Source organism: Streptomyces sp. NPDC050085 (assembly GCF_044460595.1).
Classification (GTDB): domain Bacteria; phylum Actinomycetota; class Actinomycetes; order Streptomycetales; family Streptomycetaceae; genus Streptomyces.
Map to the genome: position 1 here is coordinate 204,327 of NZ_JBITJZ010000004.1, position 26,671 is coordinate 230,997.

Genomic DNA, 26,671 nt, shown 5'->3' on the forward strand with positions numbered 1-26,671 from the left:
TCGACCCGGGCTTCGAACTGACCCTGCGTCCCATGCGCTACCCGGACTTCTACGAGCGCTACCGCGACGCCATCAAGAACACGTGGACGGTGGAGGAGGTCGACCTCCACTCCGACGTGGCGGACCTGGCCAAGCTCACGCCCGGCGAGCAGCACATGATCGGCCGCCTGGTCGCGTTCTTCGCGACGGGCGACTCGATCGTCGCGAACAACCTCGTGCTCACGCTCTACAAGCACATCAACTCCCCCGAGGCGCGGCTGTACTTGAGCCGCCAGCTCTTCGAGGAGGCCGTGCACGTCCAGTTCTATCTGACGCTGCTCGACACCTACCTCCCCGACCCGGAGGACCGCGCGGCGGCGTTCGCGGCGGTGGAGAACATCCCCTCCATCCGTGAGAAGGCCGAGTTCTGCTTCAAGTGGATGGACTCGGTCGAGAAGCTCGACCGCCTGGAGACGAAGGCCGACCGCCGCCGCTTCCTGCTCAACCTCATCTGCTTCGCGGCGTGCATCGAGGGCCTGTTCTTCTACGGTGCCTTCGCGTACGTCTACTGGTTCCGCAGCCGGGGCCTGCTCCACGGCCTCGCCACCGGCACGAACTGGGTCTTCCGCGACGAGACGATGCACATGAGCTTCGCCTTCGAGGTGGTCGACACCGTCCGCAAGGAGGAGCCCGAGCTCTTCGACGACGCGCTTGAGCAGCAGGTCACCGACATGCTGCGCGAGGCGGTCGAGGCCGAGCTGCAGTTCGGCCGTGACCTGTGCGGCGAGGGCCTGCCGGGCATGAACACCGACTCGATGCGCCAGTACCTGGAGTGCGTCGCCGACCAGCGCCTGCAGCGCCTCGGCTTCGCACCGGTCTACGGCTCGGAGAACCCGTTCTCCTTCATGGAGCTGCAGGGCGTCCAGGAACTGACGAACTTCTTCGAGCGCCGCCCGTCCGCGTACCAAGTCGCGGTCGAGGGCTCGGTCGGGTTCGACGAGGAGTTCTAGACCGGGGCTTCCCGATCCTACGAAGTCCAGGGCCCGGCGGTGTTCACACCGCCGGGCCCTGCTCGTACTGGCGCGCACGCCCCCGCGCGGCGCCCGGATCAGGCCGCCCGCCCATAAGCGGCGCGCAGGTCCTCCGCCTTGCGGGCCGCGCGGATCTGCCGGTCGATCCGGCGGTCGTGGGCCATTCCGTACAGGGAGGGGGCGGCGACGAGGAGGAAGACGAAGAGGACGGTGAGGTAGTTCATCGCTGTGTTCATGCCTCTACTTTCGCGCCGGACGACACTCCGCAGCAGTGGCAGTACTGTCACTGACCCTCGAATTACTGCCAACTCTGCGGCACACTGGACGACATGCTGAAGAACGTGGCCGCAGTGCTGCTCGACGGTGTCCATCCCTTCGAACTCGGCGTCGTGTGCGAGGTGTTCGGCCTCGACCGCAGCGACGCCGGGCTGCCCGTGTACGACTTCGCGGTCGCCTCGGTCGAGGGGCCCTCGCTCACCACGCACGTGCCCGGCATGACGGTCTCCACCCCGCACGGCCTCGAACGGCTCGCGGAGGCCGACCTCATCGCGATCCCCTCGGCGGGGCGGCGGTTCGGCCAGTACCCGCCGGAGCTGCTCGACGCGCTGCGGCAGGCGGTCGACCGGGGCGCACGCGTGCTCAGCCTCTGCGCGGGGGTGTTCGTCCTCGGCGAGGCCGGGCTGCTCGACGGCCGCCGGTGCGCGGTCCACTGGCGGTACGCGCACGAACTCGCCGTCACGTACCCGCGCACCCGGGTGGACCCCGATGTGCTGTACGTCGACGAGGGCCCGGTCATCACCTCCGCGGGCACGGCCGCCGGCATCGACGCCTGCCTGCACATCGTGCGCACGGAGCACGGCGCCGAGGTGGCCAATGCGATAGCCCGGCGGATGGTCGTGCCGCCGCACCGGGACGGCGGCCAGGCGCAGTACGTGGAGCGGCCGTTGCCCGCGGCGCGCTGCGACACCGTCGGCGAGGTGCTGGTGTGGATGGAGCAGAACCTGCACGCCCCGGTGACCGTGGAGGAGCTCGCGGCGCGGGCGCACATGTCCCCGCGCACGTTCGCCCGCCGCTTCCAGCAGGAGACGGGCACGACCCCGTACCGCTGGCTCCTTCGCCAACGGGTGCTGTTCGCGCAGGAGTTGCTGGAGGGCACGGACGAGACGGTGGACGCGATCGCCTACCGCGCGGGGTTCGGCAACGCGGCGGCGATGCGCCATCAGTTCATGAAGGCGCTGGGCACGACGCCCAACGCCTTCAGGAGGACCTTCCGGGTACGGCTCGCGAGCTAGGTCAGTCGCGGGCCGACAGCTTCAGCAGCGCCCGGCGCGGTTGCAGCGTGATCCCTATCCGCGGTGTTCCGTCCGTCTCCGCGACCGGGGTCACGCGCCACTTCTGCACCACGGCCCCCAGCACCAACGACAGTTCGGCCATGCTGAAGTGGTCGCCCGGGCACTTGCGGTTGCCGACGCTGAACGGCGCGTGCGCCGCGGGCGTGACGTCCGCGGCGCGCTCGGGCAGCCAGCGGTCGGGGTCGAAGGTGAGATGGTCGGCGAATGCACGCGGGTCGCGCTGCATGGCCAGCGGGCTGTAGACGATGTCCGAACCGGCCGGAATGCGATACCCGCCGAGCGTCGTGTCGACGACGGCAAGCCGCGTCAATATCCAGACGGCGGGGCGTATCCGCATCGCCTCGGTGAGGAGATTCCGCATATATGCGAGTTTCCCGAGGTCCGCGAAAGCGATCGGCCTGCCGCCCGTCACGGATTCCACCTCCTCGCACAACCGCCTTTCGTGCTCGGGGTGTTCGGCGAGAAGCTGGAACACCCATGTCAGGGTCTTCGCCACATTCTCGGCACCGGCGACGACGAGGGACACGACTTGGTCGTGCACCTCCTGCTCGTTGACCGTTTCACCATTCTCGTCGCGGTCCTCGAGCAATGCGGCAAGAAGGTCGTCCGGATTGCTTCCCGAAGCGGCCTGGGACCTGCGCTCGGTGATGATCTCGTCGACCAGGCGGTGCAAATCGGCCAGCGCGCTCTCGAATCGCCGATTGGCCGGCGAAGGCACTCGGTACAGCGGGCCGAAGGACAGGATCATCCTGCGGTACAGGCCCTCGAAGACCGTGTGCAGCGCCGCGCTGAGCCGGTCGGCCCGCTCGTCGATGGAGTCGACCCGGAGCACGGAGCGGGCGACGATGCGGGTCGCGGTGCGGAACACCTCGGCCGCCATGTCGACGGTCTGCCCGTCGTCGAAGCGGTCCGCCATGCGACGCGCCTCGTCCTCCATCACGGCCGCGTACTCATGGATCTTGTCCATCCTGAACGCGGGCTGGATCGCCCGGCGTTGACGCCGGTGCAGCGGGCCGTTGCTGGTTGCCACCCCCTTGCCGAGCAGCACCCCCATCGTGTCCCACAGCGGCCCGCCGACCAGAAAGTCCGGGCTCTTGAGCAGCTGTGCGACCAGCTCCGGGTCGCACACCGCGTACGCCTCCTTCGGCCCGAGCTTCAGCCGGACGACGTCGCCGCCGTCGCGCAGCCCGGCCAGGAAGCCGAGCGGGTCGCGCAGCAGGTTCCAGGCGTGGCCGAGCAGCGGCGCACCGCCGGGGGCGGGCGGCGGGGCCTGCGGCTCCGCGCCCGGCACCGGCGCCGGTGCCGGAAGGGTCGATTCGACGGTCATGCGCACTCACCTACTTGATCCGTCTGTTCGCTCATGTCACCCATGTCGCTCATGTCAGCGAGGTCGCCGAGGTCGGATCCGGCGTCGACGTCGGTGCCCGCGCCGGTGTCCGTGATGTACGGCGGTGTCGCCCGGTCGTCCCAGCTGTCCACCGCGTAGCGACCTGATTCGTGGTGGAACCAGTACACGGAACTGAACCAGTTCCGCATATTGCCGACGCACGACCTGATGGCCGTCGCGAGTTCGATGCCGTGTGGCCCGACATTTTCCGTCGCAATCGCCAGCTGTTCCACCTCCGCCTCTGCGGCGAGGAATTCCTGAATGGTTCCCTCGACCCTTCGGCGTACTTCCGTGATGGCCTCCTGGAGAGAAAGGCCTTCGTGTTTGATGAGGCTTATCCCGAGGTTGTGCAATTCCTCGCCCGCGAGTTCCTTGGGCAGGGAGCACAGGTCGTTGTACCAGGCGGCGAAATCCTGGCAGGCGAGCGCGGCCCGCACGAACGCCTCGTTCTTCCGCACCCAGGCCGGGAGTTCGTGCTGTGCGGTCGGCTCCAACAGATCGAGCCAGATCCAGTGCGCGAACGTATTCCGGCGCAAAGCGATGTACTCGTCGACGGTCGGCACGGCCCCCGTCATTCGGTTGTGGAACTCCTGGTCGTACGCGTCGATCACCTCGTGGAAGTGCCGCGCGAAGCGGACGTTCCACGTCCGGCTGAGCGAGCCGTACAGCCGGCCGACACTCTCCGCGAACGCCGCGACCAGCGGATCCTTGTGGTCCAGGTGAAGCTGTGGGGCTTCGGTGGCCGCGTGCAGCTGGACGGCGAGCCGCCGCCAGCTCGCCGTCCTTCCGTGGATCACGTCGCGGTCGTGCCGGTCGTCCCACACGAAGAACCACGCGCTGTAGTCGCAAATCGCGGACAGCACGTCGTTGGGCGCACCGATGTAGTAGCCAGCCATCAGGTCCGTGTAGCACAGACCATCGGCATATTTGGCGACCTTGTCGGCGGGCATCAGACGCTTTTCGAGCAGCCAGGACCGCGTCTTCTCCTGGAGCTTCGGCCAATACGGATGCAGATTGCGAGGAAACGCGTCCTCGATCACCGGAAGCGCCAGCGCCGGTGGGACCGCTGTCTGTGGATAAGCAGGCACGAAAAGACCCCTCTCTGCCGCCTGATGGCGTGCGCCCCTCCCGCAGTGCCGGGCGCGCGCCGTTGCGTATCCCCGCGCTTTCTATTCAGCACCACAACTGACCGTTCTGGGAACGGATTTGCTCCCCTCACTACCCCTGCCCGCCGGAATCGTCCCCTTACATGACCGAATCTGGGTCACGTTCGGCCGGTCCTGTTCGCACACGCGGCCTACGCGGTGTGGTCCGCGTACATACGAGAGCGGCGCCTGGCCGGAATCATCCGTACCAGGCGCCGCTCGACGCATCAACTGCCCAAGGGGGCTCAGGCGTTGGGGACCACTGGGTAGCGCGGGGTCCCCTCCTCCATCTGCTTCAGGGCGTTCTTCCGCTCGCGCTTCGAGAGCCGGTCGATGTACAGGTAGCCGTACAGGTGGTCCGTCTCGTGCTGCAGGCAGCGCGCGAAGTACCCGGTGCCGCGCACGGTGATCGCGTTGCCCTTCTCGTCCTGCCCGGTGACCACCGCGTAGTCGGGGCGGGCGAGTTCGGCGTACGCCGTCGGGACGGACAGGCAGCCCTCGTTGGAGTCGTCGAGGCGGCGCTGGTCGGCGGGCAGCTCCTGCAGGACCGGGTTGCACACGACACCGGTGTGGCGCACGCCCTCGTCGTCCGGGCAGTCGTAGACGAAGACCTTGCGGTCGACGCCGATCTGGTTGGCGGCGAGGCCGACGCCCTCGGCGGTGCGCTGGCTGGCGAACATGTCGTCGACCAGCTGGGCGAGCTCGGCGCCGAACTCGGTCACGTCCTTGCACTCCTTGTGCAGGACGGGGTTGCCGACAACGGTGATCGGCCGCGACGTGCCACGCTCCCGGTACGCCGCCTCGCGCGCCTCGCAGTCCTCGGTGTCGACGACGAAGCCCTCGTCGTCCACGGGGAGCACGCCCGGGGCGTTCTGCTGATCGGTGTCCTGCTGCGCCATGACGGACGTAAGCCTTCCTGGGAAATACGGGGAACCCTTACAGGGTACGGGGAGCTTGGCAGCCGCCCGTCAGGAGCGCCCCGTCAGGGGCGCGGGGAACGGCGCGAGCAACCACGACGAGTTCGCGGACAACAACGCACTCAACACACCTCTTCAAGATCCCGCCAGTCACGAGAATCCGGCGAATCCGCAACCCACCCGTCCAGCAACCCCCGGACCAGCGAAGCCGGCGCAGCCACCCCGCACTCGCGCTCCGGCACCCACAGCTGACCGTCGGTCCGGTGCCCGAGCGGCCCGGGGTGCCCCGGCTCGCTGTGGTCGTGCGGGTCCAGGTGCTGCTCGTCGCCCTCGTCGGACGGCATCCGCGACTCGGAGCACATCCGGCACAGCAGCCGCACCGAGGACGACCAGTCCTCGGCCGCGAACCCGGCGTCGGCGGCGAGCCGCTCCAGCGCGTCCCGATCGGCCTCCGTGGCGGCCTCGAGGAGCACGACCCAGGTCGGCACCGGCGACGGCGCCCACAGCTCGATCTCGTCGAAGACGGGGTACGAGTGCCCGGCCGCGGTGGTCCGCTCCCCGTGCGGCACCCCGTCGTGCAGGACGACCTCGCCCCAACGGCGCCCGGACGACGGCAGCGGAATGGACAGCACCTCGATCCGCGCGGGGTCCAGCCTGCGCCCCCACACGACCTCGGCCTCGCCCTCCGGCGACAGCCGCACGGCCGCGCTCCCGAGGTCCATGCCCGTCGGCTCGCCGGCGGCAGCGGCGCCGCCGGGCACCTTCAGCCCGTACGCCTGCCAGGCCCGCCGGGCCAGCGGCCAGTCCTGCAGGGCGGTGGCCGCGATCCCCACGTTCCACCAGTCAGGGGCACCGGTCTCCCGGTCGAGCAGCGCGACGGCCCGCAGGCCCGCGGTGCGCGCCTGCTCCCAGTCGTGCCGGAACTTGTGCAGCAGCGCGAGGTTGAACCACGACTCCGACAGCCACGGCTCCAGGTCGGCCGCACGGGTCAACAGGGCCCCCGCGTCCTCGTACCGACCATCGCCGATCAGCGTGAACGCACGATCCGTGGCCTGCCGCCACGAGGCGGAGGGCCGGTGCCGTCCCTTGCCGAAGATCCTCACGATTCCCGCCTGCCGATACTCGAGGCCTGTGCCCCCGGACACCCTCTTTGGTCGTTCCTTCGCATCCAACCACGTACGGTCGGACGCCCGCTCATTACCCATGGGTTACCCAGCCGACCCCAGGGCCAGACCCCTGCCCGCCCGTCTCCCACCACCGCCCTACCCGAGGCCCTTCGGGCCGCCCCTCATGTGCGTGACCACTCTGGCCAGGGCTTCCACGACCTCCGGCTGGTAGTCGTGGCCCGTGGCCAGACGCAGCCTCTCCAGGGCCGCGAGCGGCCCCTGGGGGCCCTCTTCCCTGGCCATTTCGTCGTACGCGTTCGCCGTCCGCACAATCCGTGCGGTGAGCGGCTGCTCACGGTAGGGATCCGCCTGCCGCTCCACGACCACGGCCACCTGTGCGTCCACTCCGGTCTGCCGTACGACGGCGCCCCCGAGCAGGGCGATCCGCCGCTGCTGGGCGGTGGGCAGCGCCGCGGTCGCCCCTTCCGCCACGGGGTCGACGAGCGACAGCTGCCCGATGTCGTGCATCAGCGCCGCGTACTCCAGAACGGTCAGATCCGGCCCGGAAAGCCCCAGGTCACGGCCGACGGCCCGGCTCAGCGCCGCGACCCGCAGGGCGTGCCCGTGCGGGGTGTACCCGGCGATCTCCGTGGCGCGGGCCAGCGAGGCGATGGTCTGGCGGTACGTGGCCTTCACCGCGGAGTAGCGCCGGAAGGCCAGTTGGGTGAGGAGCAGCGGCAGGCTGATGACGGGCAGCGCCCACAGACCCGCGACGGCGACCGCCAGCGCCATCACCGCTCCGGTCGCGCACACGGCGGACCCGATCCCGAGCATCGCCCGCAGCTCGTCACGGAGCAGCGGTCCGAACGGCCAGCCGGTGCGTGCGTACGCCATCGCCGCGGCGACCACGGCATCGCACAGCGCGGTCAGCGCGAGCAGCCCCGCGATGAGCAGCGCGTAGTACGCCCCGTCGCCGAACCACTCCTCCAACTTGCCCTGGTTGTACAGCGGTTGGAAGCACACCGCGGCGAACGCGACGGTCAGCACCCGGCGCGCCATGTGATCGAGCGAGGGCCCTTTCCCCCTGGCCACATGCGGTACGCACCCGACGAGCGCCCCCGCGACCCCCACGGCGACGACCTGCAGCACCCCGTGGTGGGTGGCCCGCCCGGCGTCCTCCCCGAGCAGCGCGTAGGCCAGCGCCCCCGCGGCCCCCAGCGGCGCGGGCTCCCGGTCCTCACCCCCACCCCACCGGGCCAGCTCGCCCACGGCAACGAGCACCCCGAAGGCAAGAGCAACCCCACGGTCGTCGAGCCCGTGCCAGGCGGTGCCGCCGAGGGCGGCAAGGGTCAGACCACCGGCGAGAAGGTAAACGGTCACTACCGCTGTGGGCAGGCGTTCCGCAGGGGGTCCCCCCGCGCCTTTAGGGCTGCGGGGGAGGAACGGGCGGGCACAGCCCCCGACCCCGGGCACCGGTCCACGAGGCCTCAGCCCCGTCACAGGCGGGCCGCCCCAGACACGGCCGCACCTTCGAGAAGCGGCACCACAGGCACGGCCTCGTCAGCGGTCACCACCGGATGCCACCCCTCCCGCCCGAGAACCCGCCCCAACGCCCCCACCATCACCGGATCGAACTGCGACCCGGCACACCGCTCCAACTCCGCGAGGGCGACCTCGACCGGCCGCGCCCTGGAATACGTACGGGTGGACGTCATCGCATCGAACGCGTCGGCCACCGCCACCACCCGCGCGAACTCCGGAATCTGCGCCCCCGCGAGCCCGTACGGATACCCGCTCCCGTCGAGCCGCTCGTGGTGGTGCAGGATCGCCGCCCGCGCCTCGCCGAGGAACCCGATCCCGCGCACCATCTCGTGCCCGTACTCCGGATGCAGCTGGATGACCTCGCGCTCCTGAGGCGTGAGGGGCCCGTCCTTCCTCAACAGGCGGGTGGGGACGCCGAGTTTGCCGACGTCGTGCAGGATTCCGGCGAAGCGGAGCACCTCCACCCGCTCCTCGGCCATGCCCAGCTCGCGGGCGATCATCATGGACGCCTGACCGACCCGCTCGCTGTGCCCGCGCGTGTACCCGTCCTTGATGTCGACGGCCTGCACGAGGGCCCGGATGGTGGCCTGGTGGGCGGCGCGCTCGCGCTGGTACTGGGCGAACACCCAGCAGGAGATGTACATCGGCAGCAGGACGAGCAGCGAGGCGACAGGGCCGTACGAACTCGCCCACAGGACGGCCATCAGCAGCCCCGCGAGCCCGTGCACGGCGACCGGCGCCAGCGAGCGCAGGAAGAGCCCGCGCCAGGCCCCGCGCAGCGGCACGCGCTCGGCGGCGGCGAGGATCCCCCCGTCGAGGACGGTCAGCGCGAGGCAGAAGGCGACGACGGCGGCGGCCACGGGCGCGAGCGCGGGGCCGAGGCGCGGCTCGGAGACGGCGGCGGGTCCGCCGAGCGCACCGAAGACCCGGGCCGACACCCAGACGGCGAGCGCGAGCTGGGCGGCCCGCCACAGCCGGCGCAGCCACATCGGCCGCTGCTCGACCCTGCCGAGGAGCGCCCCGGGCACGGCGACGAGCGCGGCGGCCGCGGGCGGCAGCAGAAACGCTCCTGCAAGGAGGACCGGGAAGAAGGTGCCCATGCCCTGGGGCGCGCGGCGGCCGATGATCCGGCACCGGCCCACCTGCCCGCAGCCCGCGTACACGCACGCGAGCAGCGCCACAGCGGGCCAGGAGGTGTCCGCGGAGAGGGCGGGGGCGGCGCACACGAGGGCGCCGCCGACCGTCAGGAGTACATACGCACGAGCCACCGGCGGAACCGCTCGCATGCCCAACTCCCTCCCCGTGGCGTTCAGTTCACGGAGAACAGAGATTAGGACGGGAGTCGCGCCGCCCGGGCGGCATCGGGGGGATTGCCGGGGCACAGGGCCCCGGATTAGCACGATCGGGTGAACCAGGTGGCGAACGGGGTGAACGCCCGCCAGCGATACGGAAGTTGCCCCGCAGGCGTCACGGACAACGCCGCGGAGGACACCGTCAGGCGAGAGGCGTGCCCTCGTCGGGCATCGCCTGCCCCGACCGGATGACGTCGATCCGCCCCATGACCTTGGCCCGCAGGTCACTCGGCACGTCGTCGTGTCCGCAGCACCGCTTGACCAGCTTCTTCACTGCCTGCTCGAGGCCGTACTTCTCCAGGCACGGGGAGCACTCCTCGAAGTGCACCTCGAACTTGGTGCAGTCGGAGTCCGGCATCTCATGATCAAGGAACTCATAGAGATGGTCGAGGACCTCACTGCAGTCCGTCTCGTGCGGCTCTCCGCAGCTCATGAGCCCGAGCCTTTCGCTTCGTCCGACTCTCCGGCGCCGGCCGGGACGAGCCCGCGGTCACGGGCGTAGTCCTCCAGCATGCCGCGCAGCTGGCGGCGTCCCCGGTGGAGCCGGGACATCACTGTCCCGATGGGTGTCCCCATGATGTCCGCGATCTCCTTGTACGCAAAGCCCTCTACGTCGGCGAGATAGACGGCGATGCGGAATTCCTCCGGGATCGCCTGCAGGGCCGACTTCACGTCCGAGTCGGGCAGGTGGTCGAGCGCCTGCGACTCGGCGGAGCGCAGACCGGTCGACATGTGCGACTCGGCGCGCGCCAGCTGCCAGTCCTCGATCTCCTCGGCGGCACTGCGCTGGGGCTCGCGCTGCTTCTTGCGGTACGAGTTGATGAAGGTGTTCGTCAGGATCCGGTACAGCCACGCCTTGAGGTTCGTGCCCTCACGGAACTGGTGGAACGACGCGTACGCCTTGGCGTACGTCTCCTGCACCAGGTCCTCGGCGTCCGCGGGGTTGCGCGTCATGCGCAGCGCGGCCGAGTACATCTGGTCGAGGAATTCCAGCGCGTCCCGCTCGAAGCGCAGATTGCGCTCGGCAGTACTCTCCGCGGGCTCCGGGCGCTCGTCCGCCTGGCCGTGTTCGGTCCCTGCGTCGGTCCCTGTGACCGGACCCACCTCCTCAAACGACGTCGTGCGACCCAAAGAGGTCACACCCGAATCGGAGGATAGACGACGATCCGGTCCGCCCGCCGCCCGAATAGGAGCGGTCTTGGCCGCGCTCAGCATGCTCCACTCCAGGTCAGGAGTGGTGCTGCGCTGCGGGCAGATGGTGGAACCCATGCGGCGGACTTCCTCTCGTACGAACTGTGTGCACCGACATCCGCCACAACAGTCGTCCGGTGCTCAACATTCCCTGGACTCAGCCGAGTGATCCGCTCCACTTCACGACGGCCCCGGTGAGCACCTCCAGGGCCTCCTCCTGAGTGATGTCCGCCCGCTTCGGCACGGCGAACCCGTGGTCCCCGAAAGGGACTTCGACGAGTTCGTACGCACCGGAGCCGGGGAACTCGGCCGGCTTGCCGAACGGGTCGTTGCCGCCCTGGACGACCAGGGTCGGCACCCCCGCGCCCAGCAGTTCCTCGGCGCGGGACTTCTCCGGCTTGCCCGGCGGGTGCAGGGGGAAGCTCAGCGCGAGCACGGCGGCGGCCCCGAGCTCCTCGGCCGTGCGGCAGGCGACGCGGGCCCCGGCGCTCCTGCCTCCGGCGATCACGGGCGGTCCGGCCGCGGCGAGGGCGGGCCAGATGCCCCGCCACCCGGCGTCGAGGGTCTTCGGCGCGGGGGCCACCTTCTTGCCGGCCATGCGCCAGGGCTGCTCCACGAGAGCGACGGTCACCCCGTGGGCGGGCAGCACCTCGGCGAGGGCCTGCAGGTCACGGGCCTCGATGCCGCCGCCCGCGCCGTGGCTCACCGCCAGGGTCAGGGCGGGCTTCTTCGCCGGGTGCCAGGTGATGCGGGCGTCGCCGGTCTCGGTGGGGACGGTTTCGGTTCGGGTCACGCGGACATGGTGCCCTGGAGCCTTGCCCGGACCCGTTCAGGCCTGTTCAGAACAGCGTGCCCTCCTCCGGGCCCTCCAGTTCCGTCAGGAGTTCGGGCCCGTTGTTGCGGACGTTGCTGACGGCCGTCGACACCGGGTACGCCCGCATCAGGCCCTCCGGCGGCGGGGCCAGCAGGCCGCGCAGGTCCGTCACGTCCGTGCGCGACGGGTCGAGCCACGCGTCCCAGCGGTCCGGGGTCAGCATCAGCGGCATGCGCGGGTGGATGTCCGCCAAGGAGCGCGGGCCCTCCTTCGGCGCGACCCCGAGCGGAGCGGTCTCCGCCTCCAGGGTGAGCACCGAGCACGTCACCCACCAGGCCAGCGGATGCTCGTCCGGCAGCGTGCGGTCGCGCCAGAACTCGTAGAGCCCTGCCATGGCGAACACCGATCCGTCCGCCGGCGTCACGAAGTACGGCTGCTTGCGCGGCCGCTTCTTCTTGCCCTCGACCTCGAGCTCGCGCTCCCCCGTCGCGGTCACCCACTCGTAATAGCCGTCGGCGGGGATGATGCAGCGCCGCGTGGTGAAGGCCTTCCGGTACGACGGCTTCTCGTGGACCGTCTCGGAGCGCGCGTTGATCATGCGGGCGCCGCCCTCGGGCGTCTTCGCCCAGGACGGCACGAGGCCCCACTTCAGCTTGCGCAGCTGGCGAACCGGACGCGGGTCATCGGCGTCTCTCACCGGACGGTCGAGTACGGCGTAGACCTCCTTAGTAGGTGCCACGTTGAAGTCGGGCTCGAACGCCTCCTCCGGCTCCCACTGCTCGACTTCAAAGACTCCTGCGAGATCCTCGGGCCTACGACTCGATGCATACCGTCCGCACATACGTGCCACAGTGCCAGAAGCAAGCCGCCCATCGAACGGGAGCCCGGAAACACATGGACGCCAGCCTCTGGGACCGCCTCGTCGGCACCCAGTCCGACCCCGATCAGTGGGTGGTGATCGCCACCGGCGTCGTCGCGCTCGCCGCGATCGTCCCGCACAGCATCTGGCGGCTCTCGCGCAACGCCATCACCATCGCCCACGAGGGCGGCCACGGCCTGATCGCCCTGCTGATGGGCCGCCGCCTCGATGGCATCCGGCTGCACTCGGACACCAGCGGCCTGACGGTGAGCCGCGGCAAGCCGCACGGCCTCGGCATGATCCTGACCGCGGCCGCCGGGTACACGGCCCCGCCGCTGCTCGGCCTCGGCGGCGCCGCCCTCCTGGCCAGCGGTCACATCACGCTGCTGCTCTGGCTGGCGACGGCCCTGCTGGTGGCGATGCTGGTGATGATCAGGAACGCGTACGGGGTGCTGACCGTCGTCGTCAGCGGCGGTGCCTTCCTGCTGGTCTCCTGGCTGGCGGGCCCCCAGGTCCAGGCGGCGTTCGCGTACGCGGTGGTCTGGTTCCTGCTGCTCGGCGGGGTGCGCCCGGCCTTCGAGCTGCAGTCGAAGCGGCGCCGTGGTGGCGCCGGGGACTCGGACGCGGACCAGCTCTCGCGCCTCACGCACGTCCCTGCGGGCATGTGGCTGTTCTTCTTCCATGCCGTCTCACTGTGCGCACTACTGGGCGGGGGTCGCTGGCTGCTCGGGCTGTGAACCTGTGAACAGGCCCGTCCTGTGGGGCGCACTAAAGTAAAGGCATGACCACGAACCCCGCGCACACCGCCCTGTGGCCCGCCCCTCTCGCGAGCGGAGCCGTCGACGCCACCGTTTCCGTGCCGGGGTCCAAGTCCGTCACCAACCGCGCTCTCGTCCTGGCCGCGCTCGCCGCGGAGCCGGGCTGGCTGCGCCGACCGCTGCGCTCCCGCGACACCCTCCTGATGGCGGGCGCCCTGCGCGCGATGGGCGTCGGCATCGAGGAGGGCGTCGGCCCCGACGGCTCCGGTGAGGCCTGGCGCGTGATCCCGGGCCAGTTGCAGGGCCCGGCCACGGTCGACGTGGGCAACGCGGGCACGGTCATGCGCTTCCTGCCGCCGGTCGCGGCGCTCGCCGACGGGCCGATCCGGTTCGACGGCGATCCCCGTTCGTACGAGCGTCCGCTGCACGGCGTCATCGACGCGCTGCGCGTCCTCGGCGCCCGGATCGACGACGAGGGGCGCGGCGCGCTGCCGCTGACGGTGCACGGCGGGGGCGCCCTCGACGGCGGTCCCGTCGAGATCGACGCCTCGTCCTCGTCCCAGTTCGTGTCGGCGCTGCTGCTGTCCGGGCCGCGCTTCAACCAGGGCGTCGAGGTCCGCCACACCGGCTCCTCGCTGCCGTCCATGCCGCACATCCGGATGACGGTCGACATGCTGCGCGCGGTCGGCGCCCAGGTCGACACCCCGGAGTCGGGCGGCGAGGCCGACGTGTGGCGGGTCACGCCGGGCGCGCTGCTCGGCCGGGACATCGTCATCGAGCCCGACCTGTCCAACGCCCAGCCGTTCCTGGCCGCCGCCCTGATCACCGGCGGCACGGTCACGATCCCCGACTGGCCGGCCCGCACCACGCAGCCCGGCGACGCGCTGCGCGACATCTTCACGCAGATGGGCGGCAGCTGCGAACTCACCGGGAACGGGCTCGAGTTCACCGGTTCGGGATCGATCCACGGCATCGACGTGGACCTGGGCGAGGTCGGCGAGCTGACCCCCGGCATCGCCGCCGTCGCGGCGCTCGCCGACGGCCCGTCCACGCTGCGCGGCGTCGCCCACCTGCGCCTGCACGAGACGGACCGGCTGGCCGCGCTCACCAAGGAGATCAACGAGCTGGGCGGTGACGTCACCGAGACGGCGGACGGCCTGCACATCCGCCCGCGCCGGCTGCACGGCGGGATCTTCCACACGTACGACGACCACCGCATGGCGACGGCGGGCGCGATCATCGGCCTGGCCGTGGAGGGCGTACAGATCGAGAACGTCGCGACGACCGCCAAGACGCTGCCGGACTTCCCCGACATGTGGACCTCGATGCTCGGGACCGACAGGCCGTAGGGGACACACCGCGATGCGCCGCTACAGCAAGAACACCGACGAGGACGACATCCGCCAGCGCCCCGGGCGCAAGGGCACGCGTCCCCGTACGAACATCAGGCCCAAGCACGAGGACGCGGCGGAGGGCATGGTCCTCACCGTCGACCGGGGGCGGCTCACCGTCCTCATCGACGGCACGCCCGTCCACGCCATGAAGGCCCGCGAGCTGGGCCGCAAGGCCGCCGTGGTCGGGGACCGGGTCGCCGTCGTCGGGGATCTGTCCGGCAAGAAGGACACCCTCGCGCGCATCGTCCGCATCGAGCCGCGCAGCTCGGTGCTGCGCCGCACGGCGGACGACGACGACCCCTACGAGCGGGTCGTCGTCGCCAACGCGGACCGGCTCGCCGTCGTCACCGCCCTCGCCGACCCCGAGCCGCGCCCGCGCATGATCGACCGCTGTCTGGTGGCGGCGTACGACGGCGGTCTCGAGCCCCTGCTGGTCCTGACGAAGTCGGACCTCGCCCCGCCGGACAAGCTCCTCGACCTGTACGGAGCACTCGACATCCCCTACGTCGTGACGAGCCGCGAGGAGCTGGAGGACGGCACGGCGGTCGCCCGGGTGCGCGAGCAGCTGGACGGGAAGATCACCGCGTTCGTCGGGCACTCGGGCGTGGGCAAGACGACGCTGGTCAACGCGCTGGTGCCGATCGACAAGCGGCGCAGCACCGGCCATGTCAACGCGGTCACGGGCCGCGGCCGCCACACCACCACCTCGGCGCTCGCCCTGCCGCTGCCGGACGACGCGGGCTGGGTGGTCGACACCCCGGGCGTGCGCTCGTTCGGCCTGCACCACGTGGACCCGTCGCGGGTCATCCACGCCTTCCCCGATCTGGAGCCCGGCACGGAGAACTGCCCGCGCGCGTGCAGCCACGACGAGCCGGAGTGCGCCCTGGACGCCTGGGTCGAGGAGGGCCACGCGGACCCGGCCCGGCTCTACTCGCTGCGCCGTCTGCTGGCCACGCGCGAGCGCCGTGAGGGCGACTGACCTCTGTCTTGTTTGCTGCCCCCGCGCTCCGGTAAAGGCATAATCGCACCAAGCCGGAACCAAGATCGATCAGTGGAACGCGGGAGGCACAACACATGGCGTGGCTGCTGGTCATCGTCGCAGGGATCCTGGAGACCGGTTTCGCCGTCTGTCTGAAGCTCTCGCACGGCTTCACCCGGCTGTGGCCGACGGTCGCGTTCGCCAGCTTCGCGCTGGGCAGTTTCGGTCTGCTGACGCTGTCCCTGAAGAAACTCGACGTGGGCCCGGCCTACGCGGTCTGGACGGGCATCGGCGCGGCCGGCACGGCGATCTACGGCATGGTCTTCCTCGGCGACGTCGTCTCCACCCTGAAGATCGTCTCGATCAGCCTGGTGGTGGCGGGAGTGATCGGCCTCCAGCTTTCGGGCTCGGCGCACTGAGACGCCCCGCAAGGGGCGCGGGGAACTGCGCGACCGGCCACGACGGACGCGCACGCGCCGACGCCACGGCCGGCACCGAGCTCTTGGGCGCACCGCTCAGACGACCTCCCGTACCCGGGCGAAGTGACAAGCGGCCCCGTGCTCCGAGGCCCCCGGAGCAGCAGGCACCTCCCCCGCACACCGAGCCCGCTCCGCCTCCCCCAACCCGGCATACACAAAGCACCGCCCCCGAAACCGGCACCCCGCAACCCGCTCGGTAGGGCTCGGCGGGTCCCCCGCCAACAGAATCCGCCCCCGCCGTCGATCCCGCTCCACGCCGGGATCCGGCACCGGCACCGCCGAAAGCAGCGCCTGCGTGTACGGATGCAGCGGCCGCTCGAAGACGTCCGCGACGGGGCCCGACTCCACGGTCCGCCCCAGGTACATGACGCTGACCCGGTCCGCGATGTGCCGGACGACGGACAGGTCGTGCGAGACGAAGAGGTACGCGAGCCCGAGCTCCCCCTTCAGCCGCTGGAGCAGGTTGAGCACGCCCGCCTGCACGGACACGTCGAGCGCGGACACCGGCTCGTCGAGCACCAGCAGCTCCGGGTCGACGGACAGGGCGCGGGCGATGCCGATGCGCTGGCGCTGCCCGCCGGAGAACTCGTGCGGGTAGCGCTCGGCACGGTCGGGGTCGAGCCCGACGAGTTCGAGGAGTTCGGGCCCGCGCCGCGCGGCCACGGCCCGCCCCGCGCCCTGGGCCCGCAGCGGCTCGGTGACGATGTCGCCGACGGGCATGCGCGGGTCGAGCGAGGCCATCGGGTCCTGGAAGACGATCTGCACGCGCCGCCGCACGGCCCGCCGCCCGGCGGGGTCGAGCGTGCTCACCGACTGCCCGAACAGCTCGATGTCGCCGCCCTCGGGCCGCTTCAGTTCGAGGAGTTCGAAGAGCGTCGTCGACTTTCCTGACCCGGACTCGCCGACCAGGGCGAGGGTCTCGCCGCGTGCGATGTCGAGGTCTACGCCGTCGACGGCGTAGACGCTGCCCACGCGCCGCTTGAAGGCGGAGCCCTTGTGGACGGGGAAGGTCTTGGCGAGGTCGCGCACCTTCAACACCGGTGCGCTGTCGGCCGGTTGCTCTCGGACGGGCGGAATCTCCGGCACCGGGAACACGTCCCGCGGCGCGGCCCCCGCCAGCTCCGACACCTTCAGGCACGCCGCACGGTGCCCCGCGCCCACCTCCCGCGCCTGCGGTACGCCCTTCTCGCACCGCTCGTCGGCCAGCGGGCAGCGCGCCGCGAAGGCGCAGCCGGGGCCCGACTCCCCTGCCCCGGGCGCCACCCCGGGCACGGGCACGAGCACCTCGGCGGCCCCGTCGATCCGCGGGACGGCGCCGAGCAGCCCCAGCGTGTACGGCATGCGGGGCGCCCGGAACACCTCGTCCACGGGGCCGCTCTCCACGACCCGGCCCCCGTACATCACGGCGACCCGGTCGGCCGTCCCGGCGACGACGCCGAGGTCGTGGCTGACCAGCACCACGGCGGCGCCGGTCTCGCGCTGAGCGGTGCGCAGCACGTCGAGGACCTGGGCCTGGATGGTCACGTCGAGGGCGGTCGTGGGCTCGTCGGCGACGATGACGTCCGGGTCGTTCGCGATGGCCATGGCGATCATCGCGCGCTGGCGCATGCCGCCGGAGAACTCGTGCGGGTAGGCGTCCGCCCGCTCGCGCGCCCGCGGGATGCCGACCAACTCCAGGAGTTCCACGGCCCGTTGGCGGGCCGCATCCCGTGAGACGTCCCGGTGGGCGCGGACGGCCTCGGCGATCTGGTCGCCGATCCGGTACACGGGCGTGAAGGCGGACAGCGGGTCCTGGAAGACCATGCCGATGCGCGCACCGCGCACCCGCGACAGCTCCCGGTCGGACGCGCCGACCAGCTCCTGTCCGTCGAGGCGTACGGAACCTCGTACGGAAGCATTGCCCGGCAGGAGTCCGAGGAGGGCGAGCGCGGTGGCCGACTTGCCGGAGCCCGACTCCCCCACGAGGCCGAGGACCTGGCCGCGCTCCAGGCTCAGGTCCACGCCGCGCACCGCGGCCTTTCCGTCGAACTCGACGTGCAGGTCGGTCACTTCAAGCAGCACGGCGCGCGCCCTTTCCCGAGGCGGTCGGGTCGAGCGCGTCGCGCAGCCCGTCGCCGACCAGATTCACCGCGAGGACGAAGACGATCAGCAGGCCCGCGGGGAAGAAGAACATCCACGGGTAGGTGATCGCGGCCCCGGTCGTCGACGCGATCAGCGTGCCGAGCGAGACGTCGGGCGACTGGACGCCGAACCCGAAGTAGGACAGGGCCGTCTCGCTCATGACCGCGCCGCCGACCGCGATGGTCGCGTCGATGATGAGGAACGAGGCGATGTTCGGCAGCACGTGCCGGCGGATGATCGTGAACGGGCCGACGCCCATGTACCGTGCCGCGCGCACGAATTCGCGTTCCTTGAGCGAGACCGTCATGGAGCGCACGACGCGCGCCGTGATCATCCAGCCGAAGACGGCGAGCAGTCCGACGAACGCGAACCAGCCGAGGCCCCGCAGCCGCGGCGAGACGATCGCGATGATGAGGAACGACGGGAAGACGAGCAGCAGGTCGACGAGGAACATGAGCGCCCGGTCGGCCCAGCCCCCGAAGTACCCGGCGCACGCCCCGACCAGCGCCGCGAGCCCCGTCGCGAACAGGGCCACGAGCACCCCGATGACCAGGGACTTCTGCAGTCCGCGCACGGTCTGCGCGAAGACGTCCTGGCCGATGCGGTTGGTGCCCCACCAGTGGTCGGGCGACGGCGCCTCGCGCAGCGCCGTGTAGTCGACCGTCTCGTACGACCATGAGGTCAGGTGCGGTCCGAGCACGGCGAGGGCGACGAGCAGGAGGAGGACGCCCGCCCCCGCGAGGGCGCTCCGGTTGCGCAGGAAGCGGCGCGCGACGACCGCGCCTCGGCCCCGGGGCCTGGCGACGGGCGGTGTCGTCTCAACAAGGGTGGCAGTCATGGCAGTTGGTCACTCAGGCGCGGCGGACGCGCGGGTCGAGGGCGGCGTGCAGGACGTCGGCGAGGAAGCCCGACAGGAGCACGACCACCGCGGCGAAGACGTTGACGGCGACGACGGAGTTGACGTCGTTCTTGCCGATGGAGGAGACGAACCACTCGCCCATGCCGTGCCAGCCGAAGATCGTCTCGGTGAAGGTGGCGCCGGTGAACAGCGCGAGGAAGCCGTAGGAGAAGAAGGTGGACATGGGGATGAGCGCCGTGCGCAGCCCGTGTCTGAGCAGGGCCGTGCGGTGCGTGAGGCCCTTCGCGCGGGCCGTGCGCAGATAGTCGGCGCCCAGGACGTCGAGCATCGCGGAGCGCTGGTAGCGGCTGTAGCTCGCGATCGCGCCGAGGGCGATGGAGACCGTCGGCAGCAGCAGGTGCACCGAGCGGTCCTTGAGGATCGGCCAGAAGCCGGAGTCGACGCCCGGGCTCTTCTCGCCGGTGAACCGGATGACGTCCGTGCCGGTCCGCTGGTTGAACCAGATCGCGCCGATCTTGAGCAGAACGGCCAGCAGGAACACGGGAGTCGAGAGCAGCGCGAAGGACGTGATCGTCAACGCCCGGTCGGACAGACGGTATTGGCGCACCGCCGTCCAGGCCCCGGCGAGGACGCCGAGCACGGTGCCCGCGATCGTGCCGAGCAGCAGCAGGCGCAGGCTCACCCCGATCCGCCGCCCGAACTCGGCGCTCACGGACGAGCCGTCGATGGTCAGCCCCAGGTCGCCGTGGACGGCGTGTCCGGCCCAGCTGAGGAAGCGGGCGGGCAGCGCCCTGTGATCGTTGACGCCGATCGCGGTCAGGTGGTGGTCGACGGCCGCCGGCGACAGCGGCGGCTGGCGGCCCTCGTAGTACGCGCGCGGGTCCAGGGCCAGCGAGGCGATCAGATACGAGAGGGCGATGGCGACGGCGAGCAGGACGACGTAGTAGCCGACCCGCTTGCCCAGATAGCCCCACACCTGTTCCGCCTCCATTTGTGCAGGTCATCGGCTTGTTGCAGTAAGCATGATCGCGACTTGTTGCCACATCATGAAGAGCGCATGTCATCTCCGGGGAACCCTTCCGCGGGCGTCGTCGACCGGCTTACGGTCACGCCGACCGCGGCCGCGGATCCGGCCGCGCACGACACGACGCGTACGACTCGTGCGACTCGTACAACCCGGAGGAAGACCCACCATGCGCAGAACCACCGTCACCGCCACAGCCGCCGCTGCCCTGTCGGCCACTCTGGTGCTCGCGGGCTGCGGCTCCTCCGACGACGGCAAGCCGGTGAAGAAGCAGGCGGCTCCCGCGGTCGACGGGCAGAACGTCAACGCCCGTCCGCTGAGCGACCTGAAGCAGGGCGGGACGCTGAAGATGGGCCTGTCGACGTGGCCCGCGAACTTCAACTGGAACACCCCGGACGGCTTCCAGGGCGACGCCACGGAGGTCGACGGGGCGCTGCTGCCCGACCTGTTCGACAACGACGCCAAGGGCGCGCAGCACATCAACCCGAACTTCCTCACCTCGGCGAAGGTCGTCTCCACCGAACCCCAGGTCGTGGAGTACGAGCTCAACCCGAAGGCCAAGTGGTCCGACGGAAAGCCGCTGAGCTGGAAGGACTTCGCCGCTCAGTGGAAGGCCCTGAACGGCCGGGACAAGGACTACGAGGCGGCCGTCACCGACGGCTACGAGGAGATCTCCAAGGTCGAGCAGGGCAAGGACGCGCACGGCGTCCGGATCACCTTCGACAAGCCGTACGCGGAGTGGCAGAACCTGTTCGACCCCGTGTACCCGGCGGCGTACATCGACACCCCGGAGAAGTTCAACACCGGGTGGACGCAGAAGCTCCCGGTCACGGCGAACGCCTTCAAGGTCAAGGAGATCGACAGGACGGCGCAGACCATCACGATCGTCCCGGACCCCGACTGGTGGGGCCCGAAGCCCAAGTTGGACTCGGTGGTCTACCGCATCGTCGACTTCACGGCGACCACCGAGGCGTATCTCAACAAGGAGATCGACCAGGCCACCGCGCTGCTGCCCGAGGACTACAAGCGTCTGGTGAAGGCGCCCGGCACCGACATCCGGCGCGGCGCCCGCTGGGACGAGGTGCACATCGCGCTGAACGGCGCGCGCGGCCCGCTCAAGGACGTCCGCGTCCGCCAGGCGCTCGGCAACGCGATCGACCGCAAGGGCATCAACACCGCCTTCAGCAAGGACCTCTCCTTCGAGCTGAAGCCGCTCGACAACCACCTCTTCATGCCCAACCAGGAGGGCTACCAGAGCAATTCGGGCGAGTACGGGAAGTACGACCCCGAGAAGGCGGGCAAGCTGCTCGACGCGGCCGGGTGGAAGTCGGCCGGTGCGGGCAAGCCGCGCACCAAGGACGGCAAGCAGCTCACGCTGGAGTACACGCTGAGCGCGGGCAGTTCGTCGGCGCAGGTCGACCAGGCGGAGCTGGTGCAGCAGCAGCTGGCCGCGGTCGGCATCAAGATCACGCTGAAGAAGGTCCCGGCGAACGACTACTTCACGAAGTTCGTGAACACCGGCAACTTCGACCTGACGAGCTTCCGCAACGTCGACGCGGTCTTCAAGAGCGTCGTCACCCCCACCTTCGTGCAGCCGCAGGGCAAGAACCTCTTCCAGAACTACGGCTCCATCGGCTCCCCGAAGATCGACGCGCTGCTGAAGAAGGCGCAGCAGACCGTCGACACGACAGAGGCGAACAAGCTCTACAACGAGGCCGACAAGGAACTGTGGAAGCTCGGCCACTCCATCGAGCTGTACCAGCGCCCGCAGATCGTCGCCGTCCGCTCGGGCCTCGCGAACTACGGGGCCGAGGGCCTCGCCAGCCGGGACTACACGAAGATCGGCTGGCTCAAGTAGCCCGCCCCTGGCGGACCGCCTCCCGCACGAGGCGCCCGACGCCGCCGTCCCCCGGCGGCACCATCACGCAGGACAGCGCGAGGCGCACCGCCAGCTCGCAGTCCCTGGCGAGCGCCTCCGACTCCGTCTTGGCCGCGCCGGCCGTGCCGAGCGCGGCCAGGGACCGGTCGCGTACGGCGGCGACGAGGTCGGCGGGGGCGGGCAGCGGCCCGTCCGCGCGGCGCTGCGCGGGCACGGCCGAGGACGACGGCACCGCGGACAGCGTCGGCGAGGGCAGCCGCTCGCTCCAGCAGCCGGTGAGCGCGGCCCGCACCAGCGGGTTGCGGCGGGCGCTGGCCACGGTCCACTCGGCGACGGTGTCGAGCCCGCCCTCGCGCAGCGCCCGGTCGACCCCGGCGAGATAGGCGTCGGCCTCGCGCCGCACGAGGGCTCTGGCCAGGCCCTCCTTGCTGCCGAACTCGTTGTAGAGGGTCTGCCGGGAGACCCCGGCGACCGCCGCGACGTCGACCATCCGCACCCCGCCCCAGGGCCGCCGGGCGAGCGCCGTGTAGGCCGCGTCCAGTAGGGATTCCCGCGCTGCAGGCATCGTCGCCTCCCCGGGCCGCCGGGACCGTACGGCTTGTTTCGCCAGAGTTGACGGGCTTGTCCGCACTGTCAATAGTCCGCGTGACCCCCCGGCCCCGGCCAGGGCCCTGTAGCAGCGGACCGAGCGCGATCGATACTGTGCACTCATGCCCGACTACCACGATGATCTGCGTCTCGCCCACGTCCTCGCGGACGCCGCCGACGCCGCGACGATGGACCGGTTCAAGGCTCTCGACCTGAAGGTGGAGACCAAGCCGGACATGACGCCGGTGAGCGAGGCGGACAAGGCGGCGGAGGAGCTGATCCGTGGCCATCTGCAGCGGGCGCGGCCGCGCGACGCGGTCCTCGGTGAGGAGTACGGCGTCGAGGGCACGGGCCCGCGCCGCTGGGTGATCGACCCGATCGACGGCACGAAGAACTACGTACGCGGAGTGCCGGTCTGGGCGACCCTCATCGCGCTGATGGAGGCGGGCGAGGGCGGCTACCAGCCGGTCGTCGGGGTCGTCTCGGCGCCGGCGCTCGGACGGCGCTGGTGGGCGGCCAAGGGCGCGGGCGCGTTCACGGGCCGCAGCCTGACCTCCGCGTCCCGGCTGCACGTGTCCCAGGTGAACCGCCTGTCCGACGCCTCCCTCGCGTACTCCTCACTGACCGGCTGGGAGGAGCAGGGGCGCCTCGACGGGTTCCTGGATCTGACCCGGGCCGTGTGGCGCACGCGCGGATACGGCGACTTCTGGCCCTACATGATGGTCGCCGAGGGCTCGGTGGACCTGGCCGCCGAGCCGGAGCTCTCCCTGTGGGACATGGCGGCGCCCGCGATCGTGGTGACCGAGGCGGGCGGCTCCTTCACCGGCCTCGACGGCCGCGCGGGCCCGCACAGCGGCAACGCGGCGGCGTCGAACGGACTGCTCCACGGCGAGCTGCTCAGCTACCTCAACCAGCGCTGACCGGCGGCTGTTCGCCGTGCACCGGCACTGACCAGGGGCGCGACCGAAGTTCTTACGATCTTTGGGCGCCCCTGAAGTCGCTTCACGCGCCCCCTTGTTGGTACTCCCTTTACCTGCAACTCTGAGAGTCCCCCCACTTGTGAACTTGTGAATCGCTTCACGCCGACCGTGCGGCGACCGGCAAGTGACTCCACAGGAAGGTGGCTCCATCCATGCTCGTCCGTGACGCCATGAGCACGATGGTCCTCACCATCGGACCCACCCACACCCTGCGCCAGGCGGCCCGCCTGATGTCCGCGCGCCGCGTCGGAGCGGCAGTCGTCCTCGACCCGGACGGCAGCGGCATCGGCATCCTCACCGAGCGCGACATCCTCAACTCCCTCGGCATCGGCCAGAATCCCGACTTCGAGACCGCCGACACCCACACCACGACCGACGTCGTCTTCGCGGCCCCGGCCTGGACCCTGGAGGACGCGGCCGAGGCGATGGCGCACGGCGGCTTCCGCCATCTCATCGTGCTCGACGGGCAGGAGCCGGTCGGCATCGTCTCCGTGCGCGACATCATCCGCTGCTGGGCGCCGTCGCGGCGGCACGCGGCGACCCTGACCGTCTGAGCCCGAGGGCCTCGAAGGAGCCCACGCAAAGAGGGCCGGCTCCCTCAGGGGAACCGGCCCTCCCGCCGTACGGCGGGCGCAGGGTGATCAGCCGCGAAGGGCCATGACCGCGGTGCTCACCCGGCGCTCACCGGGCTCAGTGACCGGCCAGGTCGAACCGGTCGAGGTCCATGACCTTGGCCCACGCCGCGACGAAGTCCTTCACGAACTTCTCCTTGGCGTCGTCGCTCGCGTACACCTCGGCGACGGCACGCAGCTCCGAGTTCGAGCCGAAGACCAGGTCGGCGCGGGTACCGGTCCACTTGACGGCACCGGACGCGTCGCGGGCCTCGAACTCGTCCTGCGCGGAGGAGGTCGACTTCCACTCGGTGCCCAGGTCGAGCAGGTTGACGAAGAAGTCGTTCGTCAGCGTGCCCGGCCTGTCGGTGAAGACGCCGTGCTTTGAACCGCCCGTGTTGGCGCCGAGGACGCGCAGACCGCCGACGAGGACGGTCAGCTCGGGCGCGCTCAGGTTGAGCAGGTTCGCCTTGTCGACCAGCAGGAACTCGGCGGGCAGGCGGTTGCCCTTGCCCGCGTAGTTGCGGAAGCCGTCGGCGACCGGCTCGAGCGCGGCGAACGACTCGACGTCCGTCTGCTCCTGCGAGGCGTCCACACGGCCCGCGGAGAACGGCACCTCGACGGCGACGCCGCCGTCCCTCGCCGCCTTCTCGACGGCCGCGGAGCCCGCGAGCACGACGAGGTCGGCGAGCGAGACCTGCGCGCCGCCCTTGGCGTTGAAGGACTCCTGGACGCCCTCGAGGGTGCGCAGGACCTGCGCCAGGTCGTCCGGGTTGTTGACCTCCCAGCCGCGCTGCGGCTCGAGGCGGATGCGGCCGCCGTTGGCGCCACCGCGCTTGTCGCTGCCGCGGAAGGAGGAGGCGGCGGCCCAGGCGGCGGAGACCAGCTGCGCGACCGTGAGGTCCGAGCCGAGGATCTGCTCCTTGAGCGCGGCGACGTCCGCGGCGCCGATGACCTCACCGGTGGCCTGCGGCAGCGGGTCCTGCCACAGCAGCTCCTCGGAGGGGACCTCCGGGCCGAGGTAGCGGACGACCGGGCCCATGTCACGGTGCGTCAGCTTGTACCAGGCACGGGCGAAGGCGTCCGCGAACTGGTCCGGGTTCTCGTAGAAGCGCCGCGAGATCTGCTCGTAGCTCGGGTCGAAGCGCAGCGAGAGGTCGGTGGTGAGCATCGTCGGGCGGTGCTTCTTGGTGGCGTCGAAGGCGTCCGGGATGACCTCCGGCGCGTCCTTGGCGACCCACTGGTTGGCGCCGGCCGGGCTCTGCGTGAGCTCGTACTCGTACTCGAAGAGGTTCTTGAAGAACCCGTTGCCCCACTGGGTGGGCGTCTCGGTCCAGGTGACCTCGAGGCCGGAGGTGATGGCGTCCTTGCCGACGCCCGTGCCGTACGAGCTCTTCCAGCCGAGGCCCAGCTGCTCCATCGGCGCGGCCTCGGGGTCGTCCGCCACGTTGTCCGCGGGACCGGCACCGTGGGTCTTGCCGAAGGTGTGGCCACCGGCGATGAGGGCGACGGTCTCCTCGTCGTTCATCGCCATGCGGCGGAACGTCTCGCGGATGTCGCGGGCCGCGGCGATCGGGTCCGGGTTCCCGTTGGGACCCTCGGGGTTGACGTAGATGAGGCCCATCTGGACCGCGGCGAGCGGGTTCTCCAGCTCACGGTCACCGGTGTAGCGCTCGTCGCCCAGCCACTCGGTCTCGGGACCCCAGTAGACGTCCTCGTCGGGCTCCCACTCGTCCACGCGGCCGCCGGCGAAGCCGAAGGTGTCGAAGCCCATCGTCTCCAGCGCGACGTTGCCCGTGAGGACGAAGAGGTCGGCCCAGGAGATGGACTGGCCGTACTTCTTCTTGACCGGCCACAGCAGACGGCGGGCCTTGTCCAGGCTCGCGTTGTCCGGCCAGCTGTTGAGCGGGGCGAAGCGCTGCTGACCGCCGCCGGCACCGCCGCGGCCGTCACTGATGCGGTACGTACCGGCGCTGTGCCAGGCCATGCGGATCATCAGCGGGCCGTAGTTGCCGAAGTCGGCGGGCCACCAGTCCTGCGAGGTGGTGAGCACCTCGGCGATGTCCTGCTTCACGGCCGGAAGGTCGAGGGAGTTGAACGCCTCGGCGTAGTCGAAGTCGCCGCCCAGCGGGTTCGCCACCGGCTGGTTCTTGGCGAGGATCTTCAGATTGAGCCGCTCCGGCCACCACTGGCGGTTTCCACCGCCCTGGGTCGGGTGCGCCGCACGACCGTGCGCGACCGGGCAGCCTCCCGTCCCCTCCGCCTTCGGGTCGGTGACGATTGCATCGTGATTCTCGGACATTGGGGGCCCTTCCGGAGTCGTC

Annotated in this window: 25 protein-coding genes; 9 read left to right on the forward strand and 16 right to left on the reverse strand. The window is 70.7% G+C overall.

Going from position 1 to position 26,671, the window contains the following annotated elements:
- Positions 1-32: 32 nt before the first annotated feature.
- On the forward strand, positions 33-989 hold the full coding sequence (locus ACIBUY_RS17040; RefSeq protein ID WP_399153170.1) for a ribonucleotide-diphosphate reductase subunit beta: 957 nt from the start codon (positions 33-35) through the stop codon (positions 987-989).
- 98 nt (positions 990-1,087) lie between these two features.
- Here ACIBUY_RS17040 and ACIBUY_RS17045 read toward each other — a convergent pair whose 3' ends face one another.
- A complete protein-coding gene (locus ACIBUY_RS17045; protein ID WP_399152937.1) occupies positions 1,088-1,246 on the reverse strand; it encodes a hypothetical protein in 159 nt (52 codons plus the stop codon).
- A gap of 93 nt (positions 1,247-1,339) precedes the next feature.
- On the opposite strand from ACIBUY_RS17045, the gene ACIBUY_RS17050 reads away from it, so the two are divergent.
- Positions 1,340-2,302, forward strand: coding sequence for a helix-turn-helix domain-containing protein (locus ACIBUY_RS17050; protein WP_365562838.1), 963 nt, complete (start codon positions 1,340-1,342; stop codon positions 2,300-2,302).
- Position 2,303: 1 nt separating this feature from the next.
- On the opposite strand, the gene ACIBUY_RS17055 is transcribed toward ACIBUY_RS17050, so the two are convergent.
- From ACIBUY_RS17055 to ACIBUY_RS17100, 10 genes are all read right to left on the reverse strand, one after another.
- A complete protein-coding gene (locus ACIBUY_RS17055; protein WP_365562836.1) occupies positions 2,304-3,689 on the reverse strand; it encodes a cytochrome P450 in 1,386 nt (461 codons plus the stop codon).
- Entirely contained in the window at positions 3,686-4,789 is a 1,104-nt protein-coding gene (locus ACIBUY_RS17060) for a multidrug MFS transporter (RefSeq protein ID WP_365562833.1), read from the reverse strand. The genes ACIBUY_RS17055 and ACIBUY_RS17060 overlap by 4 nt, the downstream gene beginning before the upstream one ends.
- A gap of 350 nt (positions 4,790-5,139) precedes the next feature.
- Positions 5,140-5,793 carry a peptide deformylase gene (gene def / locus ACIBUY_RS17065; RefSeq protein ID WP_365562831.1) on the reverse strand — a complete coding sequence of 218 codons (654 nt, stop codon included), beginning with the start codon at positions 5,791-5,793 and terminating at the stop codon, positions 5,140-5,142.
- 140 nt (positions 5,794-5,933) lie between these two features.
- Positions 5,934-6,914, reverse strand: coding sequence for a hypothetical protein (locus ACIBUY_RS17070; protein ID WP_365562829.1), 981 nt, complete (start codon positions 6,912-6,914; stop codon positions 5,934-5,936).
- Positions 6,915-7,073: 159 nt separating this feature from the next.
- Positions 7,074-8,297: an HD-GYP domain-containing protein gene (locus tag ACIBUY_RS17075; protein WP_399152938.1), complete on the reverse strand. Its 1,224-nt coding sequence runs from the start codon at positions 8,295-8,297 to the stop codon at positions 7,074-7,076.
- Between the two features lie 116 nt (positions 8,298-8,413).
- Positions 8,414-9,745 (reverse strand): HD-GYP domain-containing protein, encoded by a 1,332-nt coding sequence (locus tag ACIBUY_RS17080; protein WP_399152939.1) that lies wholly within the window; start codon positions 9,743-9,745, stop codon positions 8,414-8,416.
- 208 nt (positions 9,746-9,953) lie between these two features.
- On the reverse strand, positions 9,954-10,244 hold the full coding sequence (gene rsrA / locus ACIBUY_RS17085) for a mycothiol system anti-sigma-R factor (RefSeq protein WP_365562823.1): 291 nt from the start codon (positions 10,242-10,244) through the stop codon (positions 9,954-9,956).
- Positions 10,241-10,915 (reverse strand): RNA polymerase sigma factor SigR, encoded by a 675-nt coding sequence (gene sigR / locus ACIBUY_RS17090; RefSeq protein WP_365562820.1) that lies wholly within the window; start codon positions 10,913-10,915, stop codon positions 10,241-10,243. The genes rsrA and sigR overlap by 4 nt, the downstream gene beginning before the upstream one ends.
- A 244-nt stretch (positions 10,916-11,159) precedes the next feature.
- A complete protein-coding gene (locus ACIBUY_RS17095; RefSeq protein WP_399152940.1) occupies positions 11,160-11,795 on the reverse strand; it encodes an alpha/beta family hydrolase in 636 nt (211 codons plus the stop codon).
- A gap of 46 nt (positions 11,796-11,841) precedes the next feature.
- Positions 11,842-12,657 carry an SOS response-associated peptidase gene (locus ACIBUY_RS17100; RefSeq protein WP_399152941.1) on the reverse strand — a complete coding sequence of 272 codons (816 nt, stop codon included), beginning with the start codon at positions 12,655-12,657 and terminating at the stop codon, positions 11,842-11,844.
- Positions 12,658-12,710: 53 nt separating this feature from the next.
- Here ACIBUY_RS17100 and ACIBUY_RS17105 point away from each other — a divergent pair, with 53 nt between their 5' ends.
- From ACIBUY_RS17105 to ACIBUY_RS17120, 4 genes are all read left to right on the forward strand, one after another.
- Positions 12,711-13,412 (forward strand): M50 family metallopeptidase, encoded by a 702-nt coding sequence (locus ACIBUY_RS17105; RefSeq protein WP_365562811.1) that lies wholly within the window; start codon positions 12,711-12,713, stop codon positions 13,410-13,412.
- Between the two features lie 44 nt (positions 13,413-13,456).
- Positions 13,457-14,782, forward strand: coding sequence for a 3-phosphoshikimate 1-carboxyvinyltransferase (gene aroA, locus ACIBUY_RS17110; RefSeq protein ID WP_365562809.1), 1,326 nt, complete (start codon positions 13,457-13,459; stop codon positions 14,780-14,782).
- Between the two features lie 13 nt (positions 14,783-14,795).
- Complete coding sequence (gene rsgA / locus ACIBUY_RS17115) at positions 14,796-15,806, forward strand: ribosome small subunit-dependent GTPase A (RefSeq protein WP_365562806.1); 1,011 nt, start codon at positions 14,796-14,798, stop codon at positions 15,804-15,806.
- Positions 15,807-15,901: 95 nt separating this feature from the next.
- Complete coding sequence (locus tag ACIBUY_RS17120) at positions 15,902-16,225, forward strand: DMT family transporter (RefSeq protein WP_399152942.1); 324 nt, start codon at positions 15,902-15,904, stop codon at positions 16,223-16,225.
- 96 nt (positions 16,226-16,321) lie between these two features.
- Here ACIBUY_RS17120 and ACIBUY_RS17125 read toward each other — a convergent pair whose 3' ends face one another.
- The 3 genes from ACIBUY_RS17125 to ACIBUY_RS17135 are packed head-to-tail and all read right to left on the reverse strand — an operon-like array spanning position 16,322 to position 20,241.
- A complete protein-coding gene (locus ACIBUY_RS17125; RefSeq protein WP_399152943.1) occupies positions 16,322-18,346 on the reverse strand; it encodes a dipeptide ABC transporter ATP-binding protein in 2,025 nt (674 codons plus the stop codon).
- On the reverse strand, positions 18,336-19,244 hold the full coding sequence (locus ACIBUY_RS17130; RefSeq protein ID WP_365562799.1) for an ABC transporter permease: 909 nt from the start codon (positions 19,242-19,244) through the stop codon (positions 18,336-18,338). The genes ACIBUY_RS17125 and ACIBUY_RS17130 overlap by 11 nt, the downstream gene beginning before the upstream one ends.
- A gap of 13 nt (positions 19,245-19,257) precedes the next feature.
- Positions 19,258-20,241 (reverse strand): ABC transporter permease, encoded by a 984-nt coding sequence (locus tag ACIBUY_RS17135; RefSeq protein ID WP_399153171.1) that lies wholly within the window; start codon positions 20,239-20,241, stop codon positions 19,258-19,260.
- 217 nt (positions 20,242-20,458) lie between these two features.
- Between ACIBUY_RS17135 and ACIBUY_RS17140 the strand changes: the two genes are divergently transcribed.
- Positions 20,459-22,147, forward strand: a complete 1,689-nt coding sequence (locus ACIBUY_RS17140; RefSeq protein WP_399152944.1) for an ABC transporter family substrate-binding protein — start codon at positions 20,459-20,461, stop codon at positions 22,145-22,147.
- Here the strand turns inward: ACIBUY_RS17140 and ACIBUY_RS17145 are convergent.
- The gene (locus ACIBUY_RS17145; RefSeq protein ID WP_365562794.1) at positions 22,140-22,733 is read right to left on the reverse strand and encodes a TetR/AcrR family transcriptional regulator; all 594 of its coding nucleotides are present in this window, start codon (positions 22,731-22,733) and stop codon (positions 22,140-22,142) included. The genes ACIBUY_RS17140 and ACIBUY_RS17145 overlap by 8 nt on opposite strands.
- 145 nt (positions 22,734-22,878) lie before the next feature.
- Here ACIBUY_RS17145 and hisN point away from each other — a divergent pair, with 145 nt between their 5' ends.
- On the forward strand, positions 22,879-23,676 hold the full coding sequence (hisN, locus tag ACIBUY_RS17150; protein ID WP_365562793.1) for a histidinol-phosphatase: 798 nt from the start codon (positions 22,879-22,881) through the stop codon (positions 23,674-23,676).
- Positions 23,677-23,888: 212 nt separating this feature from the next.
- Positions 23,889-24,290, forward strand: coding sequence for a CBS domain-containing protein (locus tag ACIBUY_RS17155; RefSeq protein ID WP_365562791.1), 402 nt, complete (start codon positions 23,889-23,891; stop codon positions 24,288-24,290).
- Between the two features lie 136 nt (positions 24,291-24,426).
- Here ACIBUY_RS17155 and katG read toward each other — a convergent pair whose 3' ends face one another.
- Positions 24,427-26,649 carry a catalase/peroxidase HPI gene (katG, locus tag ACIBUY_RS17160; protein ID WP_399152945.1) on the reverse strand — a complete coding sequence of 741 codons (2,223 nt, stop codon included), beginning with the start codon at positions 26,647-26,649 and terminating at the stop codon, positions 24,427-24,429.
- Positions 26,650-26,671: the final 22 nt, after the last annotated feature.